Source organism: Amycolatopsis sp. NPDC033938, assembly GCF_055575975.1.
Window position 1 is genome coordinate 332,505 of the sequence record NZ_JBVIRO010000003.1, and the last position, 18,408, is coordinate 350,912.

Annotated in this window: 17 protein-coding genes; 12 read left to right on the forward strand and 5 right to left on the reverse strand. The window is 70.2% G+C overall.

All coding sequences use genetic code 11. The annotated features are described in order from the left end of the window. Positions 1-3: 3 nt before the first annotated feature. From ACZ5ZX_RS11535 to ACZ5ZX_RS11580, 10 genes are all read left to right on the forward strand, one after another. Complete coding sequence (locus ACZ5ZX_RS11535; protein WP_465501913.1) at positions 4-894, forward strand: aminoglycoside phosphotransferase family protein; 891 nt, start codon at positions 4-6, stop codon at positions 892-894. A gap of 97 nt (positions 895-991) precedes the next feature. After that, the gene (locus ACZ5ZX_RS11540; protein WP_465501914.1) at positions 992-1,807 is read left to right on the forward strand and encodes a DUF3097 domain-containing protein; all 816 of its coding nucleotides are present in this window, start codon (positions 992-994) and stop codon (positions 1,805-1,807) included. 95 nt (positions 1,808-1,902) lie between these two features. Then, positions 1,903-2,334 carry an NfeD family protein gene (locus tag ACZ5ZX_RS11545; RefSeq protein ID WP_465501915.1) on the forward strand — a complete coding sequence of 144 codons (432 nt, stop codon included), beginning with the start codon at positions 1,903-1,905 and terminating at the stop codon, positions 2,332-2,334. A 58-nt stretch (positions 2,335-2,392) separates the two neighbouring features. Beyond that, on the forward strand, positions 2,393-3,742 hold the full coding sequence (locus ACZ5ZX_RS11550; RefSeq protein ID WP_465502167.1) for an SPFH domain-containing protein: 1,350 nt from the start codon (positions 2,393-2,395) through the stop codon (positions 3,740-3,742). A gap of 96 nt (positions 3,743-3,838) precedes the next feature. Beyond that, the gene (locus ACZ5ZX_RS11555; protein ID WP_465501916.1) at positions 3,839-4,324 is read left to right on the forward strand and encodes a pyridoxamine 5'-phosphate oxidase family protein; all 486 of its coding nucleotides are present in this window, start codon (positions 3,839-3,841) and stop codon (positions 4,322-4,324) included. Between the two features lie 121 nt (positions 4,325-4,445). Further along, complete coding sequence (locus ACZ5ZX_RS11560; protein ID WP_465501917.1) at positions 4,446-8,801, forward strand: HAD-IC family P-type ATPase; 4,356 nt, start codon at positions 4,446-4,448, stop codon at positions 8,799-8,801. Between the two features lie 25 nt (positions 8,802-8,826). Beyond that, a complete protein-coding gene (locus ACZ5ZX_RS11565) occupies positions 8,827-9,213 on the forward strand; it encodes a VOC family protein (protein WP_465501918.1) in 387 nt (128 codons plus the stop codon). Continuing rightward, a complete protein-coding gene (locus ACZ5ZX_RS11570; protein ID WP_465501919.1) occupies positions 9,213-9,530 on the forward strand; it encodes a metalloregulator ArsR/SmtB family transcription factor in 318 nt (105 codons plus the stop codon). Before ACZ5ZX_RS11565 ends, ACZ5ZX_RS11570 begins: the two co-directional genes overlap by 1 nt. Then, positions 9,527-9,964 (forward strand): SRPBCC family protein, encoded by a 438-nt coding sequence (locus ACZ5ZX_RS11575; RefSeq protein ID WP_465502168.1) that lies wholly within the window; start codon positions 9,527-9,529, stop codon positions 9,962-9,964. The genes ACZ5ZX_RS11570 and ACZ5ZX_RS11575 overlap by 4 nt, the downstream gene beginning before the upstream one ends. Before the next feature lie 78 nt (positions 9,965-10,042). Continuing rightward, the gene (locus tag ACZ5ZX_RS11580) at positions 10,043-10,615 is read left to right on the forward strand and encodes a TetR/AcrR family transcriptional regulator (protein WP_465501920.1); all 573 of its coding nucleotides are present in this window, start codon (positions 10,043-10,045) and stop codon (positions 10,613-10,615) included. Here ACZ5ZX_RS11580 and ACZ5ZX_RS11585 read toward each other — a convergent pair. From ACZ5ZX_RS11585 to accD, 5 genes are read right to left on the reverse strand one after another with little or no spacing between them, the layout of a single operon-like run. Next, entirely contained in the window at positions 10,606-11,364 is a 759-nt protein-coding gene (locus ACZ5ZX_RS11585; protein WP_465501921.1) for an SGNH/GDSL hydrolase family protein, read from the reverse strand. The genes ACZ5ZX_RS11580 and ACZ5ZX_RS11585 overlap by 10 nt on opposite strands. Positions 11,365-11,413: 49 nt before the next feature. Further along, positions 11,414-12,103, reverse strand: a complete 690-nt coding sequence (locus ACZ5ZX_RS11590; RefSeq protein WP_465501922.1) for a class I SAM-dependent methyltransferase — start codon at positions 12,101-12,103, stop codon at positions 11,414-11,416. Further along, positions 12,100-13,497: an acetyl-CoA carboxylase biotin carboxylase subunit gene (locus tag ACZ5ZX_RS11595; protein WP_465501923.1), complete on the reverse strand. Its 1,398-nt coding sequence runs from the start codon at positions 13,495-13,497 to the stop codon at positions 12,100-12,102. The genes ACZ5ZX_RS11590 and ACZ5ZX_RS11595 overlap by 4 nt, the downstream gene beginning before the upstream one ends. Continuing rightward, positions 13,494-14,021 carry an acetyl-CoA carboxylase biotin carboxyl carrier protein gene (locus tag ACZ5ZX_RS11600; protein ID WP_465501924.1) on the reverse strand — a complete coding sequence of 176 codons (528 nt, stop codon included), beginning with the start codon at positions 14,019-14,021 and terminating at the stop codon, positions 13,494-13,496. The genes ACZ5ZX_RS11595 and ACZ5ZX_RS11600 overlap by 4 nt, the downstream gene beginning before the upstream one ends. Further along, positions 14,018-15,703 carry an acetyl-CoA carboxylase, carboxyltransferase subunit beta gene (accD, locus tag ACZ5ZX_RS11605; protein WP_465501925.1) on the reverse strand — a complete coding sequence of 562 codons (1,686 nt, stop codon included), beginning with the start codon at positions 15,701-15,703 and terminating at the stop codon, positions 14,018-14,020. The genes ACZ5ZX_RS11600 and accD overlap by 4 nt, the downstream gene beginning before the upstream one ends. A gap of 179 nt (positions 15,704-15,882) precedes the next feature. Between accD and ACZ5ZX_RS11610 the strand changes: the two genes are divergently transcribed. Beyond that, positions 15,883-17,190: a beta-ketoacyl-[acyl-carrier-protein] synthase family protein gene (locus ACZ5ZX_RS11610; protein WP_465501926.1), complete on the forward strand. Its 1,308-nt coding sequence runs from the start codon at positions 15,883-15,885 to the stop codon at positions 17,188-17,190. Beyond that, positions 17,187-18,395 (forward strand): ketosynthase chain-length factor, encoded by a 1,209-nt coding sequence (locus tag ACZ5ZX_RS11615; RefSeq protein WP_465501927.1) that lies wholly within the window; start codon positions 17,187-17,189, stop codon positions 18,393-18,395. Before ACZ5ZX_RS11610 ends, ACZ5ZX_RS11615 begins: the two co-directional genes overlap by 4 nt. The last annotated feature ends 13 nt before the right edge of the window (positions 18,396-18,408 follow it).

Sequence of the window (18,408 nt, forward strand, 5' to 3'; positions counted from 1 at the left end):
GATGTGGCCGAGGTGCTGGACGACGAGGCTCGCGCGCGTTTGATCGCGCGCTTCGGTGAAGAGGTCGAAACGTGGTGTGACGAGCTGCCCGCCGTCGTCGCGAAGCTGGCGGAACAGTGGGGTCTCACCGTCGTCGACGCGAAGCCGGGCAACACCGGCCGCACCCTGATCTGCAGGGGGGACGACGGTGCCAAGAAGGTCCTGAAGCTGACCCCGGACCGCGCGATCGCCGAGTCCGAGGCCGCCGCGCTGCGCGCCTGGGACGGCTGTTCGCGGGTGGTGCAGATCCTCGCCACCGAACTCGCCGACGGCGCTGTCCTGCTGGAAGGCATCGATCCCGGGACCCAGTTGCTGGAGTCGGGCGCGAACGTCCCGTGGGCCGAGGTCGGCGACCTGATGACGCAGATCCACTCCGTGCCCCCTCCGGCCGGCTTTTCGACACTCGAAGACCGCGTCGTCTTCATGTACGGGCTCGCCGAGCGAGGGCTGCGCGGGTCCGTCGCCGAAGCCACGCTGCCGATGGAGACCCTCGACCGGGCCCGGCGGCGCGCGCTCGCCCTCGCGACCGGCGGGGGAGGGAACTCGCTCGTGCACGGCGACCTGCATCCGGGCAACGTCCTCGACGGTGGGCCAGGCCGTGGCGCGGTCGCCATCGACCCGCGCCCGAGCGTCGGTGATACGGCCTTCGACCTCGCCGATTGGGTCACCCTGCCGATGATCGACGGCGGCACGCTCGAAGACGGGTTCGACGCCATCGCGCCGCACCTGCCGGGATTCGACGCGGAGCGGGTCCGGGCGTGGTGCGTGGCGCTTTCCCCGCTGTTCGTGATCCGTCCGCTCCAGCGTGGTGAACGGACCCCGTTCGTCGAAGCGATGCTGTCATTCTGTCGGTGAACCTGAGTCCGCGATCACCTCCGGTCAGGCGACGGATGGCGGCCTGACCGGCGTGGCGGGGCGACGTCGGCCCCGGGCGCCGATAGCGTCGTCCGCCGTGCGCTCTCATTCGTATGACGACGTGCTGTCCGGGCCGCGCAAGCGGAAGATCCCCGAGGTGCCCGCCGAACCGGGGCTCGTGGTCGAGGACCCGGCCAGCGGGTATTGCGGCGCCGTGGTGAAGATCGAGTACGGCAACGTCGTACTGGAAGACCGGCACGGCAGGCATCGCGTGTTCCCGCTGAACCCCGCGGGTTTCCTGCTCGAGGGCAAACCCGTCACCCTCGTGCCGGCGAAGGCCGCACCGAAGACCCCGGCCCGGCGGATCTCCGCGTCGGGGTCGGTCCAGGTCCAAGGGCTCAAGGCGCGGGTCGCACGCGATTCGCGGATCTGGGTCGAGGGCAAGCACGACGCCGAGCTCGTCGAGCGGGTCTGGGGGCACGACCTCCGGGTCGAAGGCGTCGTGGTGGAACCACTCGATGGTGTGGACGTGCTGTCGGACCGCATCGGCGAGTTCGGCACCGGCCCTGGGCGTCGTCTCGGGGTGCTGGTCGATCACCTGGTCGCGGGGAGCAAGGAGTCCCGGATCGTCGACGGGATCCGCGACGAGAACGTGCTGATCACCGGGCATCCGTACATCGACATCTGGGAGGCCGTGAAGCCGTCGGTCGTCGGCATCCGCGCCTGGCCGAAGATCCCGCGTGGCACGGAATGGAAACAGGGCGTCTGCGCCGCGCTGGGCTGGGGCGAGCCGTACGAGGGCTGGCAGCGGGTCCTGGCGGCGGTCGGCAGCTACCGGGATCTGGAAACGCCGCTGATCGGAGCGGTGGAGCGGCTCATCGACTTCGTCTCCGATCCCGGCGAGGAGTTCTGAATGACCGGTTTGCGCGGGGTCACTCAAGGTTACGCGTCGGTCACGTCGGTTTCGCTTCTTCGGTATGAATCGGCGCGATCTGGGAGCATGAACGCATGACAGGCGCTCTCATCTGGCTGATCGCCGGGATCCTTTTGATCATCGCCGAGCTGCTCTCGGGTGACCTGTTCCTGCTCATGGTCGGCGCCGGAGCCCTCTTGGGGGCCGGTTCCGCCGCGCTGACCGGGAACCCGTTCATCGACGTCGCGGTGTTCGCCGTGGCGTCGGTCGGAATGCTGGCCCTCGTCCGGCCCGCCCTCAAACGCCGGTTCCTCGCTGGACCGGACATCAAGACCAACACCGAGGCGCTGATCGGCGCGCGAGCGGTAGTAGTGTCCACAGTGGACATCGAAGCCGGGCAGGTGAAGCTGGCGGGTGACGTCTGGTCGGCCCGGTCCGTGAGCGAAGGGGAGCCGATCGCCCCTGGGACATCGGTGACCGTGGTCGAGATCTCGGGCGCCACGGCGGTCGTTTCCGCCGAGCTGTGAGCCGTACGGCTGAACAGCAAAGGGTTTCTACGTAAGGGGAAGGTAGTTGTCAGAGACAGTGGTGTTCATCGTTGTCGGGCTGCTGGCGTTGTTCGTGGTCGTCGTCGTGGTCAAGGCGATCATGGTGGTGCCTCAGGCGCAGTCCGCTGTGATCGAACGGCTGGGCCGGTTCCGGACGGTGGCTTCTCCCGGCCTGACGTTTCTGGTGCCCTTCCTGGACAAGGTGCGGGCGCGTATCGACCTTCGCGAGCAGGTCGTCTCGTTCCCGCCCCAGCCGGTGATCACGGAGGACAACCTGACCGTGTCGATCGACACGGTCGTGTACTTCCAGGTGACCGATTCGCGGGCCGCGGTCTACGAGATTTCGAACTACATCGTCGGTGTCGAGCAGCTGACCACCACGACGCTGCGAAACGTCGTCGGTGGCATGAGCCTCGAGCAGACCCTGACCTCGCGTGACTCGATCAACAGCCAGCTGCGCGGCGTGCTCGACGAGGCCACCGGCCGCTGGGGCATCCGTGTCGCGCGAGTCGAACTGAAGGCGATCGACCCGCCGCCCTCCATCCAGGACTCGATGGAGAAGCAGATGCGCGCCGACCGTGAGAAGCGCGCGATGATCCTGACCGCCGAAGGTCAGCGTGAGTCGGCGATCAAGACCGCGGAAGGTCAGAAGCAGAGCCAGATCCTCGCGGCCGAAGGTGCCAAGCAGGCCGCGATCCTGAGCGCGGAGGCCGAGCGGCAGTCGCGGATCCTGCGGGCACAGGGTGAACGTGCCGCCCGGTACCTGCAGGCGCAGGGTCAGGCGAAGGCGATCGAGAAGGTCTTCGCGGCGATCAAGGCCGGACGTCCCACTCCCGAGGTTCTCGCGTACCAGTACCTGCAGACGCTGCCGCAGATGGCGCAGGGCGACGCGAACAAGGTCTGGATGATCCCGAGCGACTACGGCAAGGCGCTGGAAGGCTTCGCCCGCGCACTCGGTGCCCCCGGCGACGACGGCGTGTTCCGTTACGAGCCGCCGAAGGAAGAGCCCGTCGAGAAGCCGGACCTGGAGGACGAAGAGGTCCAGGGCTGGTTCGACACTTCCAGCGACCCGAAGGTCGCCGAGGCCGTCGCGGCGGCGGAAGCCGTGGCACGCAAGGAGGTTCCGGCGCTGGGTGTCGCGACGCCGCGACAGGAGCCGCCGGCTCCCCGGCCGATTCCGAAGGCTTTTCCCACTCCGGAGCCGGAGCCGGAGGCCGCACCGCAGCAGCAGACGCAGCAGCAGACGCCGCCGCCCTCGCAGCTGCCTCAGCCTCAGCCGCCCGCCGCTCCGCAGGGAGGCCCGTACCAGGGTCCTCCGGGACAGGCGCCGGGTGGCAGCGGTCCGTTCCCGCAGCAGGGTCCGTTCGGCGGTCCGCCGCAGCGCTGAGTTGATTCGAGAGAGGGCCGTCCCGTCCGGGGCGGCCCTTTTCGTTGGTGCCGAGTGCTGGACCTCCAGCGCGCTGGAGGTCGCATAGTACCGGTCATGAAGCGACCGGGATTCGACGTAAGGGCATTCCTCGACGAGCGTGGGCGGCCGGCCAGCGTCGCCACCACCACGAAACGTGGCAACCCCGCCTTGGCGATGATGTGGTTCGTGGCCGAGGAAAACCGGCTGTGGTTCCACACGCCCGCGACCGACGATCGACCGACACCGTTCCTCGACGCGGCCCGCCTCGGCCGGGACGTCGCGGTCATGATCGCCACGTTCGCACCGCCGGACGATGTCCGGCAGGTGCGCCTGACCGGACCGGCGAGGCTCGAACGGAAAGACCTCCCGCGAATCCGCCGGATCTATGAACGCTATATCCCCGAATGGACCGGGTCCTGGGCTGCCCACGCGGCGGCGCCGGACGCGCTGCTGTGGTCCATGTTCCCGGAACGCGGGATGGCGGTGGAGTACCCCGGACTGGAAAACACACCGGTGGTTCGCTGGTCCGGTATCGCCGAGTACGCCCGGATCAGCGCCTGAACGTAGTGGCCATGCCCGCGTATACCCCGTCCGTGTCGCCCGAAACCGCACGCGATTGGACGCTTCGGCGACCGGGTACCCGGGGAGATCAACATGACCACTGGCGCGAGGAGGATGCCGCATGCGGCGGACGGACCCGGAGACCGTGGACGTGCTCGGCGTCCCTTTCCCCAAACCGATACCGGCCATGGGCCGGGTCGCGCGGGGACTGGCCGGATTGGCACTCGTGCCGTTCGAAGGGCTTCCCGGCCGAGGTCCGCGGCGGGCGGTCTGGGCGTGTCCCGGCAGGCTCTACATCGAGACGCACGGTGTCAAGGGTCCGGACGGTGCCCGCGTCGCCCGGCGGGTCGAGCGGGCGTTGACGGAGATCAACGGGGTGCGGTGGGCGCAGGTGAACGCGCCGACGTCACGGGTGGTCGTGGCGGTCGGGGAGCCCGCGCCCCGGCGGCTGGACCTGGTTCGCGCGGTCGAACGGGCCGAGTCGGAGCCGTCTTGTGAGGCCGAGCGGATCGAGGAGGACGAACTCCACCATCCGGCCGACGGAGCGCGCGCGACGCGGCTTCCCTCCATGATCGCCGCCGACGCCGCCGGTCTGGTGCTCTCGGCGGCTTCGAAACTGATGCCGTGGGCGCCGTTGCCGACGGAGGTGGCCGCTCTGGCCTCGCTCGTCGATCTGCATCCGCGGCTGCGCGCGCTGGCGAACCGGAAGCTTCGCGGGCACGAGCGGGCGGATTCGGCCACGTCGATCGGGGCGGCGCTGGCACACGGTTTGGCGGCCCGGAGCGAGGGCACGGTGCTGGACATCATGGTCCGGAGCACCCAGTGGCGGGAGGCCAAGGCGCACAAGCGTGCCTGGTGCGAGGCGGAGTCCCGGCTGGTGCGGCAACGCGATCACGCCGGCGCGGATCCGGTGGTGGGTGAACGACCGCGGCCGCTCCCGGAAGGGGCGGCGGACCGTCACGCGCGCCGGTCCATCGCGGCCGGGGCGGTGGCGGCCGCGGCGACCCTGCCCTTCGCCGGTCCGCGCCGGGCCGCCGCGGTCGGGATCTCGGCCATGCCGAAGGCGCCGTCGAATGGCGCGGCCGCCTTTTCCGCTCAACTGGGCCAAGTTCTCGCCAGGCGGGGAGCTCTGGTGATGGACCGCTCGGTGCTGCGGAGGCTGGATCTGCTCGACACGCTGGTCATCGACACGGCGGCACTCGGTGCCGGGGCGAACGTGCTCAGCGATCTGGTTCCGTTGCCGGGCAGCGAACCGGTGGAGATGACCGCCGCCGCGTTCGCCTTGTTCGACGAAGAGAAGCCACAGGTGGTCCGGCGCGACGGTGACTGGGTCCTCGGGCCGGTCGACGACCTGGACCTCGACGGGCGCAAGGGAACACGGGAACGGCAGCGGTTGCTGGACCAGGGCGCGCCCCTCGTGCTGGGCCTTGCCCGTGACGGGCGGCTGCAGGGCCTGCTGGCCGTCACGGAAGAACTCTCGCCGGAGGTCGACGCCCTGTCATCGGCGGCCGAGTCGGCCGGTATGCGGGTGGTGCGCGGCGACGGCGGTGAAGGATTGCTCGACGGCGTCCGCGAACTCCAGGCCGAGGGGCGCGTGGTCATGCTCGTCTCCGGTGACCGGCGGGCCCTGGGCGCGGCCGACTGCGGGATCGGCGTCCACGCCGAGGGAACCCCGCCACCGTGGGGCGCCCACGTCCTGATCGAGCGGGACATCGACACGGCCATCCTGCTCGTCGAAGCGATCACCGCGGCCAGGACGGTCGTGCGCGACTCCACGCTGTTCGCGACCGTGGCGAGCGGTATCGGCGGGGTCACCGCCCTCAGCGCCCGGCGCAAACCGGCCGCGAGCGGCCTTCGCGCGGTCAACGCGGGGGCGCTCATGGCCTTCAGCGACGGGATCTGGCGGGCACGGAACCTCACCGGCACGCGGAAGGCGGCTCCAGCGGGCCGCGTCGCGCCGCCGTGGCATCTGATGCCGGCGGACCTCGTCCTCGACCGGCTCGGCTCGGACCCGCGTGGTCTCGGCGAACACGAGGCGCGACGGCGCGCTCCCGCGAATCGCGTCAGGGGAGCAGGCGGTGCGGGCACCGGTATCGCCAAGGCGTTCCTCGCCGAGCTTTCCAATCCGCTGACCCCGGTGCTGGCGGGCGGCGCGGCCGTGTCCGCCGCGGTGGGTTCCCCGGTCGACGCCGCGTTGGTCGCCGGGATCGTCGGGGTTTCCGCCTTGATCGGCAGCGCCCAGCAGGTCCACACCGAACGCGCGCTGGCCGGGCTCTTCGAGCGGTCCGCCACGGTGACCACCGTGGTGCGGGACGGTACGGAGCAGCGCGTCGTCGCCGACGACCTGGTGCGCGGCGACATCGTCTCGTTGCGTTCCGGTGACGTCGTACCCGCGGATTGCCGGGTGCTCGAGGCCACCGGCGCGGAACTCGACGAATCGTCCCTGACCGGCGAATCGTTGCCGGTGGCCAAGGATCCGGCCCCGGTGGTGGCCGCGGACATCGCCGACCGGGCCTCGATGCTCTACGAAGGCACCGTGGTCGCCGCGGGGAAGGTGACCGCCGTGGTCGTCGCGACCGGCGACCAGACCGAGGTCGGCCGCGGTTTGGCGGCGGCACGGGGCGCCGCACCCGAGACCGGGGTCGAAACCCGGCTGGCGTCACTCACCAAGCAGGCGCTGCCGGTCGCGGTCGGTTCGGCGGCCGCCGTCGCGGGTGCGGGCCTGATCCGCGGTGTACCGCTGCGCGAAAGTCTCGGCGCCGCGGTGAATCTCGCGGTCGCGTCGGTGCCGGAAGGCCTGCCGTTCCTGGTGAACGCGGCGCAGCTGGCCGCGGCCCGCAGGCTCGCCGACCACGGCGCGCTCGTCCGCAATCCGCGCACCATCGAGGCACTCGGCCGGGTCGACGTCCTCTGCTTCGACAAGACCGGCACGCTCACCGAAGGAAGGCTCAGCGTCACCCGGATCGACGACGGGCACAGCAGCGCCGCCGTGTCGCGGCTCGGGAAGAGCCATCGTGCGGTGCTGACGGCCGCCGTACGCGCGACGCCCCGGGCGGAGAACCCGGAGGAACTGCCGCATCACACGGATCAGGCGGTCCTCGAAGGCGGTCTTGCCGCGGGTGTGGACGCGGACGGCTGGGAGAAGACGGCCGCGGTCCCGTTCGAGCCGTCCCGGGGGTTCCACGCCACCAACGGCCGGCTCGGCGACCACAATCTGTTGTGTGTCAAGGGCGCGCCGGAGGTCGTCGTGCCGAGGTGCGCTCGTCACGGCGGTAAGCCGATCGGCCCTGGTGCCCGGAAACGGCTGGAAAAGCGGATGGAACGGCTGGCCGCCTCCGGACATCGCGTACTCGCCGTGGCCGAGCGGACCGTGTCCACAAAGGACATTTCCGAGGACGACGTCGTCGATCTCCAGCTGCTCGGCTTCGTCGCATTGGCGGATCCGGTGCGCGACAGTGCCGCCCCCGCGGCGGAAACACTGCGCGAGGCCGGGGTGCGGACGGTGATGATCACCGGCGACCATCCGGCGACCGGGGAGGCGGTCTCCGAGGAGATCACCGGCCGCAACGGTGACACCAAGGTGCTCACCAGTGCCCGGATCGAAGAACTCGGCGACGCCGAACTCGATGCCGAACTCGCCGACGTCGACGTGATCGCCCGGTGCAGCCCGGCGCAGAAGGTGCGGATCATCCAGGCGTACCAACGAGGCGGCCGGGTCGTCGCGATGACCGGCGACGGCGCGAACGACGCACCCGCCATCCGGCTCGCCGACGTCGGGATCGCGCTCGGGCAACGGGGCACCCCCGCGGCGAGGGCGGCCGCGGATCTCGTGGTCACCGATGACCGGCTGGAGACGATCGTCGCCGCGCTGATCGAAGGCCGCGCGATGTGGGCGTCGGTGCGGGAAGCGCTCGGCATCCTACTCGGCGGGAACCTGGGGGAGATCGCGTTCACCGTGCTCGGGTCCGCGGTCACCGGACGGTCCCCGCTCACCGCCCGTCAGCTGCTGCTGATGAACCTGCTCACGGATCTGGCGCCCGCGCTGGCCATCGCCCTGAGCAGGCCGGATCGCGAGGCGGTGCCGGAACTGCTCCGAGAGGGGCCCAGCGCCTCGCTCGGTGACGCGCTCCGGCGCGACATCACCACCCGTGCGGTGACCACGACGCTGGGGGCGACCACGGCGTGGACCCTGGCCCGGCTGACCGGCAGGCGGCGGCGTGCGAGCACCGTCGCGCTCGCCTCGTTGATCGGGACACAGCTCGGGCAGACGCTGCTGATCGGCGGACGCGACGGCACCGTGCTGGCCGCGGGTCTGGGTTCCGCGGCCCTGCTCGCGGTCCTGATCCAGACGCCCGGCGTCAGCCAGTTCTTCGGCTGCACCCCGCTCGGCCCGATCGGGTGGGGGATCGCGCTGGGTAGCGCCGGTGCGGCGAGCGCTGTCGGGCTGCTGGTCGGGAGGCGCGGTGTTGACACGTAGGAAATCTCCTACGTATTGTCGCGGCATGAACGTCAACCGGATCCAATTCCTCACCGTGCCGGTGTCCGACCAGGCCAAGGCGCGGGACTTCTACGTCGGCAAACTCGGCTTCGAGCTGATCGTCGATGTCAGCGGTCCGCACGGGCAGTTCGTCATGGTCGGCCCCCCGGGGGCGGAAACCGGGATCGTCCTGGTCGACCGGCCGGTCGGCGGAATCGATCACGACGCGCGGGTGCACTTCCAGCTGAACACCACCGACGTCGACGCCGACATCGCCGAGCTTCGCGCCCAAGGCCTCGACGTCGAAGACGCCGAGGAGATGCCGTGGGGTCGCGTGACGTCGCTGAAGGATCCCGACGGCAACGCGATCGGCCTCCTGGAGGCGTCGGGCTACGGAAACTGGCCACGCTAGTGCCGGTCAACACCGATGTCTTCGCCGCCCTCTCCCACCCGGCCCGGCGGGAGGTGCTCGGCATCCTTCTCGACGGCCCGCGAGCCGCGGGGGATATCGCCGAACGCTTCGACATGCGGCGGCCGAGCCTGTCGGAACACCTTCGAGTGTTGCGGGAGGCCGGGCTCGTCCGCGAAGAGCGACGAGGCCGCAACCGCGTCTACTCGCTGGAAGCCGCCCCGCTGCAGGAGGTTTCCGACTGGCTTTCGCCTTACGAGCGGTACTGGCGTGGCAAGCTGGCCGCTCTGCGCGATCTGCTCGACGAGGAGGAGTTCTGAACGGCGAGGATCCGACGGCTGTCCACGTCGACCAGTTCCTGGCGCATCCGCCGAGGAAGGTGTGGCGTGCGCTCACCGAACCGAACCTGCTGGAACGCTGGCTGCGGATGCCGAACGACATCAAACCCGTGGTGGGGCACCGGTTCGAGCTGCTCGCGGATCCGGTTCCGGCCGCGGGGTTCACGGGCGGACCGGTCGCCTGCGAGGTACTGGCCGTCGAGCCGGAACGGTTGCTCAGCATCAGCTGGGGTCCGGAGTGGACGGTCACCTGGCGGCTGGTGCCGGAGGGCGAGGGCACACGGCTCTTCCTCAGCCACGAGGGCTTCGACCCCGACGACGAGTTCCAGCGGATGTCGCGCCGGATCATGGGCGGTGGCTGGCGCACCGCCGTCCCGAAAGCACTGGCGCGGGTGCTGGCCGAGATGCCGGACTAGGGCACTCGCGCATTCAGTCCTCTCAATGCATTCGGTCCGCCGGACCGGGTCTGGACACCGGGTCTAGGATCCCCGCTTGTGACGGACGAGAAACCGCTCCGAGCCGATGCCCGCCGTAACCGGACCCGGGTGCTGGAGGCCGCGGAGCGCGTCTTCACGGCCAAAGGCACCAGTGCGCCGACCGAGGAGGTCGCCCGCGAGGCAGGCGTCGGGGTCGGCACGGTGTTCCGGCACTTCCCGACGAAGGAAGCCCTGCTGGAGGCTGTTCTCTTCGCACGTCTTCACCGCTTCGCCGACGAAGCCGAGGCCACGGTGGCCGCGGACTCACCCGACCCGGGCACCGCGTTCTTCGGCTTCCTGACCGGCTGGATCGAGATGGCCGACGCCAAGAACGCCTACTTCGAGGCCCTGTCGGCGGCCGGGGTCAGCGTTCCGGCGACGGGTGCGGTGATCGGCGCCCGGCTGAAGGGCGCGCTCGGCGTCCTGCTCAGCCGTGCGCAGGACGCGGGCGCCGTCCGCAAGGACCTCATCGTCGACGAGCTGATCCCGGTGATCATCGGGACGGCGAAGGCCGCGGAATACGCCGGTCCCGAGTTGCGGAACCGAACGGTCTGCCTCCTCTTCGACGGGCTTCGGCCGCGTCAGGCGTAAGGATCCATCGTCGGCCGCTTCGGTGCCAGCGCGTCGCCGGAGGACTCACCGCGCAGCCTGCGCCTGATCCACGGGACGGCGTGTTCCTTGCCCCACTGGAGGTTCTCCGTACGTCGCGCCTGCGGGCTCAGCACCGGCCGCGGTCCGAGCTCCGCTGGCGTGAGCTTGTGCGGCTCGCCGAGCACGTCCAGCACGGCGATGGCGATCTCGTTGTGCCCCAACGAGTTCAGGTGCAGGCGGTCGGGTGCCCACAGCCGCCGGTCCCGCAGCCGGCGCATCGCCCACATGTCCACCAGCAGCGCCCCGTGCCGCGAGGCGATACCGCGAACATGCTCGTTGTAGATCGCGACGCGGCCCCGGATCCTGCGGAACAGCGCGTCTTCGACCCCGTCGACGCCGGTGAAAAGGACGACGCGCGCGCCGGACTCGACGATCTTGCCCACCGCGACGTCGTAGTCTTCGCAGAGGGCGTCGATGTCGACCTTCGGCCGCATCAGGTCGTTGCCGCCGGCGTACAGGGTCACGAGGTCCGGGTTCAGCGCGAGCGCCGGTGAGAGCTGCTCGGTGAGGACCTGGCCGAGGAGCTTGCCGCGGATCGCGAGGTTCGCGTAGCGGAACCCGGTGTGGTTACCCGCGAGCTGGCCGGCGACGCGGTCGGCCCAGCCTCGGACGCCGTTGGGGGACGACGGGTCCTCGTCGCCCACGCCTTCGGTGAAGGAATCGCCGAGACTAACTAAGCGCTTAGTCATGCCTTGATGTTACCCAGCGGGGTGTGCTTGGCCTGGTCACCCCTGCCGATCAAGGGTTGATCCGCTCCGCGGTCAGTGACCAGGCGGGCAGTTCGTGCCGACCGTCGTTGTCGACAGGCGGCCGTTCGGTCGTCCCGAAAACGTCGAACATCCGGTCGGGTACGCGGGAGAGGTATACCGTCGGGTGAATGTCTACACAGGACCAGAAGGGCGCGAGAGAAGCGAGAAGGGCTGCCTTCGTGAGGCCGGGAAGCGGGCTGAGATCGGACATGCACACGATGTTCAACAACGCTCCGGGGCGCCCCGCCCGATGTGTCGCGGCCAGGTAGTCCCGTTGCCGGTCTTCGTCCAGGACGTGGAAGAGCGCACTGTCGACGATCGTGTCGAATTCCCCGGTACGCCCGTCCAGGCTGAGCACGTTCTCGACCGCGAAGTGGACGTCAAGGCCTCGCTCGCGCACCTGCTTCCTTCCGCGGGCGATGGCCACCGCCGACAGGTCGACCGCTGTGACCCGGTAGCCGCGCCCGGCGAGATAGAGCGCGTTGCCGCCGGTTCCGCATCCGGCGTCGAGCACGTGCCCGCGCACCAGCCCGGCTCGTTCCCAGGCCATCACCGCCGGCTGCGGGCCGCCGATGTCCCAAGGCGCGTTCGGCGTCGTGATCCCCATCGCGGGCACCTGGCCGAGATAGGCCCGGTCGAAATCCATTGTCGGCGATTCAAGCGTGCCGTCGTCGGTCATGGTCGCTCCGTTCGGTCGGGTTCGGTCGCTGCGGCGAAGGTGAGGCCGTCCAGCAGCCCGGTGTCGTGGCGGGCCTCGACGAAGCGGGGATCGGCCAGTACCGCCGCGAGATAGCCCGCGGTCGTGTGCACGCCGGGCCCGCTGATGCGGAACTCGTCGAGTGCGTGACGCAACCGGGCCAGTGCGGTCGGCCGGTCCGGGGCCCAGGCGATCACCTTCGCCAGCAACGAGTCGTAGGCGGTGGGCACGCGGTAGCCGGTGTAAGCGTGAGTATCCACCCTGACGAACGGGCCGCCAGGCGGGACGAATTCGGTGAGCGTGCCTGCCGCAGGCGCGAAGTCGCGCGCCGGATCCTCGGCGTTGACACGGCATTCGACGGCGACGCCGGAGAACCGGACGTCTTCCTGACGGTAACCGAGAGGTTCCCCAGCCGCGATGCGCAGCTGCTCGGCGACCAGGTCGAGTCCGGTGACCATCTCGGTCACGGGGTGCTCGACCTGGATCCGGCAGTTGACCTCCATGAAGCTGCACCGGCCCGCTTCGTCGACGAGGAACTCGAACGTGCCGGCGCCGACATAGCCGGTGGCGAGTGCGCCGTGAAGGGCGCCCTCGGTCAGAGTTCGGAGCAGCGGCGCGGGCAAGGCCGGGGCGGGGGATTCTTCGATCAGCTTCTGGCGTCGTCGCTGCACGGAGCAGTCGCGCGCGCCGAGATGAATGCCGTTCCCGTACGCGTCGCAAAGGATCTGGACCTCGACGTGACGGGCACGGGAGAGGTACTGCTCGACGTAGACCCGTCCGTCGTTGAAGAGGGTGCCGGCGGTAGCGGTCGTCTCGGCGAACGCCTCCGCGAGTTCGCCATGATGCCGCACGACACGCATGCCGCGGCCCCCACCGCCCGCGACGGATTTGATGATCACCGGATAGCCGATCTCTTCGGCGAGCTTGGCCGCCGTGGCGGCATCTCGCACCGGCTCGACCGCGCCGGGCAGTAGTGGTAGCCCGGCCGCCGCCATCGCGGCGCGGGCGGTCGACTTGTCCCCGAGCCGGCGCATGACCGCGGCGGGCGGGCCGACGAACACCAGGCCTGCCGTGGCGCAGGCGTCCGCGAAATCGGCGTCCTCCGAGAGGAAACCGTAGCCGGGATGGATCCCGTCCGCTCCGGCCAGCAACGCCGCCTGGATCAGTGCCGGGGCGTTGAGATAACTTTTCCGTGCCATGGCGGGGCCGATCCGGATGGTGCGATCCGCGAGCCGGGTCACGGCCGACTCGCTGTCGGCGCTGGAACAGGCCGCGACCACCCGGATCCCGGCGGCCCGGCAAGCCCGAGCGACCCGGAGGGCGATCTCCCCGCGGTTGGCGATCAGGACGGTGGAAAGCTTCCGCTCGTCGGTCATGGCTCCGCGATCTCCATGAGCGCGTCGCCGTACTCGACCTCGGCGCCGTCGTCTTTCAGGACGCGCGCGACCGTGCCGGTCCGCTCGGTCTCCACCGGGATCATCAGCTTCATCGCCTCGATGATCCCGACCTGCTGGCCTTGCCGGACCACGTCACCCTCACGGACGAAAGGGTCCGAGCCGGGGGAGGGCGCGCGATAGAAGATCCCGACGGTCGGTGCGCTCACCAGCGTGTGGTCGGGCTCGGGCTCGTCCACAGTCGGCCATTCCGCGGTTCGTGGCATGGCGGGCGGGCGGTGCTCGTAGTCGCGCCAGCTGACCTCGATGGCGACGTCGCCGGCGCGGACGGTCATCCGGTCCGGGGGCGGGCCGGTGGCGACCAGCGTGGCCACCACCTCGGCGGCTTCGCGGAGTAGCACTCCTGCGGATGATCCCGGGGCCTGGGGGAAGAGCAGGTCACGGCCGTAGTCCCAGTCGCCACCGGGTGCCGCGCCGTTGCCAGGGGAGATGTCGATATCGGTCACGATCGTGCCTCCTGGGGGTCTGGCGCACCGAAGCGGCGGAATCGTGCCCGCCGCCGGATGCGCAGGTCGGCGGACGACGACTCGCCGAGATCGGCGAGCGCGCCGGTCAGTGCGTTTCGCAGGGCGAGGGCCGCGGCGTCGAGGTCACCGGTGGGAACACGGGGGATCACGCCGTCCACGATGCCGAGCTCGAGTGTCTGCCGGGCGTCGACGCGCAAGGCGGTGGCGGCGCGCGCCGCCGCCGCCGGATCCTGCCAAAGGATCGCCGCGCAGCCTTCCGGGCTGATGACCGAATAGACGGCATCGGCGTTCATGAGCACCCGGTCGGCGACAGCGAGGGCCAGCGCACCTCCGCTGCCGCCCTCGCCGAGGATGACCGCGACCACCGGCACAGACAGGCCGCCGAGCAGCTTCAGGTTCTCGGCGATCGCGTATGCCTGACCGTCGGTTTCCGCTTCCAGCCCGGGATGCGCGCCGGGAGTATCGATGAGGGTGACGACAGGCAGCCCCAGTTTCTCGGCCAACCTCATCAGCCGTCCCGCCTTCCGGTAGCCGGCAGGCGAGGCCATCCCGAACGAGTGCGCGGCCAGTTCGGCCGCGGTGTGCCCCTTCTGCGTGCCGATGACCATCACCGGCACCCCGGCCAATAACGCGACGCCACCCACGATGGCAGGACAGTCCTTCGACAGCCGGTCGCCGCGCAGTTCGAGGAAATCGTCGAAGGTGCGCTCAAGATGGTCCCGCGCGGTCGGCCGCCGCAGGTCACGGGCCGCCTGTACGGCCTGCCAGGCATCCATGGCGGGCAGCAGCCCCGCATCTGTCACCACCGCCGAGTCCCACCGCGCCGGTCCAGCCCCTTTCACCGGGACGGGAGAGGCGGCGGCGAGCAGCGTGCCCAGGGTTCGGCGGAGTTCACCACGCGGGCAGAGCAGATCGATCATCCCGTGTCCGGCAAGGAATTCCGCGGTCTGGAAGCCGGGTGGCAAAGGTGCCCGGATGGTCTGCTCGATCACTCGTGGCCCGGCGAAACCGAGGCGCGCTCCCGGTTCCGCGATGATCACGTCGGTCAGCGTGGCGAAGGAAGCGGCGACACCGCCGAAGGTCGGATCGGTGACCAGGGACACCGTGAGGATCCCGGCTTCGTCCAGCTGTCGCAGCATCTGTGCTGTCTTCGCCATCTGCATGAGAGCCAGCGTCCCCTCCTGCATGCGCGCGCCGCCGGACGCGGTGACCAGCACCAGCGGTACATGCCTTCGCAGCGCCAGCTCTCCCGCGGCCGTGATCGCCTCGCCCTCGGCGGCGCCCAGACTGCCGCCGAGGAACCGGAAGTCCATCACGGCGACCACCAGCGGCCTGCCGTGCACGGAGCCGGTCGCGCAGACCACGGCACTGTCCAGTCCGGTCCGCTCGCGAGCGGCGGCACGTCGTGCGGGATAACCGACCGTGTCGGTGAACCCCAACGGGTCCGAAGCGACCCCGGGTACCGCGATCGCCGCCGCGGACCCTTCGTCCAGCAGCGTTTCCAGCCGCTGCCCGGCGGTCAGGCGCAGATGATGACCGCAGTCGGGACAGACTCGCGACGCGCGGTCGAGACTCTTCCGGTAAAGCACCGCGCGGCACCCGGGGCACAGTTCCCAGTCCGGCAGGCCCGTCGGTTCGGCTCGCGTTGCCAAAGTGGTCATCCTGTGCGTCCCGTCGTCGAAACTCGATACGTCGCCGCCGATCCTGAGCGGGTCCGTTCGTCCGCTGATCAAGCCGCCATGGACGCCCGGGGGTTGAATCCGGGTCAATACCCGCTCCAAGCCGGACGGTCACGCTCGACTGGACAGGCGACGCACATCCTGACGGGCCGCGCCGCACCATGGGAGCGCCGAAAGGCAGGGATCAAAGGGTGGCAGGGAGACGGGAAACCCGGCGCGTCGCGGTGACCGGAATCGGCATCGTCGCGCCCGGCGGTATCGGCACGAAGGCGTTCTGGGAACTGCTGACCGCAGGACGGACGGCGACCCGCCGGATCTCGCTGTTCGATGCCGCGCAGTTCCGTTCGCGAGTGGCCGCGGAATGCGACTTCGACCCGTTGGCGGCCGGGCTGAGCAGACGACAGATCCGGGCGTGGGATCGGACCACCCAGTTCGCCGTGGTGGCCGCCGTCGAGGCGCTCGCCGACAGCGGCGCGGCGGACGACGTGGACCCGGCTCGCACCGGTGTGATGGCGGGCACGGCGTGCGGGATGACCATCAGTCTGGACCGGGAGTACGCGGTGGTCAGCGACGAAGGCCGGAAGTGGCTGGTCGACGAACAGCACGGCGCGCCGTACCTCTACGACTATTTCCTCCCGTCCTCGATGGCGACGGAGCTGGCATGGCTGGTGGGCGCGGAGGGCCCCGTCGGGGTGGTGTCGACCGGCTGTACGTCGGGGATCGACGTCGTGGCGCACGCCGCCGACCTGATCCGGGACGGAGCCGCGGACGTGATGCTCGCGGGTGCCTCGGACGCGGCCATCTCACCGATCACGGTGGCCTGCTTCGACGCCATCAAGGCCACCACGCCGCGCAACGACGAACCGGAGAGCGCCGCGCGGCCGTTCGACCGCACCCGCAACGGGTTCGCCCTCGGGGAAGGCGCGGCGTTCTTCGTACTGGAGGAGGCAGGCCGTGCGCGGCGGCGCGGAGCACACAGCTATGCGGAGATCGCCGGCACCGCCGCCCGCTGCAACGCGTTCAGCATGACCGGACTCCGAGACGACGGGCGGGAGCTGGCCGCGGCGATCACCGGCGCGCTGGACCGGGCTCGGCTCGACCCATCCCGGATCGACTACGTCAATGCGCACGGCTCGGCGACCAAACAGAACGACCGGCACGAGACGGCGGCGTTCAAGACCAGCCTCGGCCGGCACGCGTATACGACACCGATCAGTTCGATCAAGTCCATGATCGGGCATTCACTCGGGGCGATCTGCGCGCTGGAGATCGCCGCGTGCGCGTTGACCATTGAGCATTCGGTCATCCCGCCGACGGCCAACCTCCACGAACCGGACCCCGAATGCGACCTCGACTACGTGCCACTGGTCGCGAGGGAACAACCGGTCGACGTCGCCTTGAGTGTGGCCAGCGGGTTCGGCGGCTTCCAGAGCGCGATCGTACTGACCAAACCAGGGGCAGCGGGATGACCGCGCCGGTGGTGACCGGGCTCGGCGTTGTCGCGCCGAACGGTGTCGGGACCGAGGAGTATTGGTCCGCGCTGCTGCGCGGCGAATCCGGGCTGGGTGTGCTGACCAGGTTCGACCCGTCGGGCTATCCCGCGAAGGTCGCCGGTGAGGTGAATCTCGATCCGGCCGGACTGGTCCCCGGCAGGCTCATCCCGCAGACCGATCACATGACCCGGCTCGCCCTGATAGCGGCGGAGGAAGCGCTTGCCGACGCCGAGTTCGATCCCGCGCGGATGGCCGAATGCGGCGCCGGGGTGGTGACGGCGGCGTCGGGCGGTGGCTTCGAGTTCGGCCAGCGTGAGCTGGAAGCGTTGTGGAGCAAGGGCGGCGCGTACGTCAGCGCGTACCAGTCCTTCGCCTGGTTCTATCCGGTGAACACCGGCCAGATCTCCATCCGGCACGGGCTCCGGGGAGCGAGTGGCGCACTCGTCGCCGAGCAGGCCGGAGGGCTGGACGCGATCGCGAAGGCCCGGCGCCATCTGCGCGACGGCGCCGACCTGATGGTGGCGGGTGGTGTCGACGGCTCGTTGTGCCCGTGGTCGTGGTTGTGCCTGATCCGGTCCGGCACGCTCAGCACCTCGGCGGACCCCCAGCGCGCCTTCCTGCCGTTCGACCGGGAGGCCAGTGGTTCGGTGATCGGGGAGGGCGGCGCTCTTCTGGTAGTGGAGCCGGGGGACGCAGTTCGACGGCGCCACGGTGACATCTACGGCGAGATCGCCGGGTACGCCGCCACGTTCGATCCACGACCCGGACGCGGTCGGGGGCCCGCCCTCGGCCGGGCGATCGAACTGGCACTCGACGAGGCCCAGGTACGGCCGGCGGACGTCGATGTGGTTTTCGCCGACGCGTCCGGCGTACCGGAACTGGATCGCGTAGAGGCTACGACCCTGGCGGGAGTGTTCGGGCCCGGCGGGGTGCCGGTCACCGCGCCGAAGACGATGACCGGCCGATTGCTCGGCGGAGGCTCGGCCCTCGACCTCGCGTCCGCGTTGCTGGCCTTACGCGACGGCGTCATCCCGCCGACCATCCACAGCGGAAACCAGAGGGAACCGGGGTTGCTCGACCTGGTCGGGCCGGAACCGAGAGAGCGGCCGTTGGCCACCGCGCTCGTCGTGGCGCGAGGCTTCGGCGGGTTCAACTCGGCGATGGTGGTACGGCGTGCCTGAGTCGACGACCAAA